This is a genomic window from Actinoplanes sp. NPDC051513 (assembly GCF_044454685.1).
Taxonomy (GTDB): domain Bacteria; phylum Actinomycetota; class Actinomycetes; order Mycobacteriales; family Micromonosporaceae; genus Actinoplanes.
In genome coordinates this window covers 1-1,114 of record NZ_JBITDW010000066.1, presented here as the reverse complement: position 1 = coordinate 1,114, position 1,114 = coordinate 1, and the positions used below count along the sequence as shown (strand labels likewise).

At 75.1% G+C, this 1,114-nt stretch carries 1 protein-coding gene; it reads right to left on the bottom strand.

Translation table 11 applies throughout. From position 1 onward, the window contains the following. Window positions 1–893, bottom strand: an 893-nt coding sequence (locus ACIA5D_RS51700; protein WP_396038113.1) for a YcaO-like family protein, incomplete at its 3' end; no start/stop codon positions are given. Window positions 894–1,114 lie beyond the last annotated feature (221 nt).

The window sequence follows — 1,114 nt, the reverse complement described above, 5'->3', positions numbered from 1 at the left end:
GCAACGTGCTCGAGACCCCATTCGGGCGAGTCGTCCGTGCCGGGGTCGGGCCGCAGCGCCACCGGCCGCAGCCGCAGGCCGGCGAGCGGCAGCCGGACGCACCGCTCGAGCGCCGGCCAACCGGACAGCTGGGCCGCGGCGTCGTCTTCCTGCGCGGGCGGCTGGGCGCAGGCCTGGACCAGCTCGTCGAGCGCCCGCCCGGCGGCGTCGCTCGCCCAGGCGGAGGCGCCGGCGCCGAGCCGGGTGGCGGCCGGGCCACGGCTGATCGCCAGATAGACCGGCACGTCCAGGTCGGTCGTCACGTCCAGCAGGTGTACGACGGCGCACGTGGCCCGCTCGGCTGCGGCATAACGCATGGCCAGCCGGCGCGGCAGTGCCGAGGCCGGCACCTCGTGCGCGTCCGGGCGGCCGGCCACGTACCAGCGCAGCAGCGCCTGGCCGAACCCGTCGTGCTCGATGAGCTCGCAGAGCCCGTGGTAGGTCGCCTCGGCCACGGTGATCCCGGCCGCCGTGCCGAGGCTCGACGAGTAGCGCAGCAGGCCACGGTAGGGCCGGACGTCGTCGCCGGCCACCGGCCGGCGGAAGTAGCGCGGGTCGGTGAGGAACGTGGGGTAGCGCACCGAGCCGGCCGGGCCGAGGTGGTCGGCGCACGCCGCCACGGCGTCCGGGAACTCGGCGGCCCAGCGCTGCACGACCAGGTCGGCGGCCAGGGCCGGCTGCGCGGCCACGTCCCGGGCGGTCAGCAGGACCGGTCCGCCGGGTGCCCACCGGAGGTTGTCGGCGGCCGACATGAGGTATCGCTCCAGCGCCTCGAACCACGCGCTCGCCGCGTCCTGGCCGTCGGCGCCCTTGCCCCAGCCGACGGCCACCGGGGCGTCGTTGCGGAGCAGCATCACCTGCGTGGTAGGCGCGTGCCGTGGACCAACCGACTGCACCCGGGCACTGAGACCGAGACGGTCGACCTCAGCTACCGCCGTTTCGACGGCGCGCCTGGGCGGCATGGATCGGAACGGCATGGCGTCCCTCCCCCGTTTCGGGACGGCTGCGGGCAGGGAACTGTCGCAGCGTCGATCCCGGGTGTCAACCACCCATATCGCGATATGTCAGAAACGGG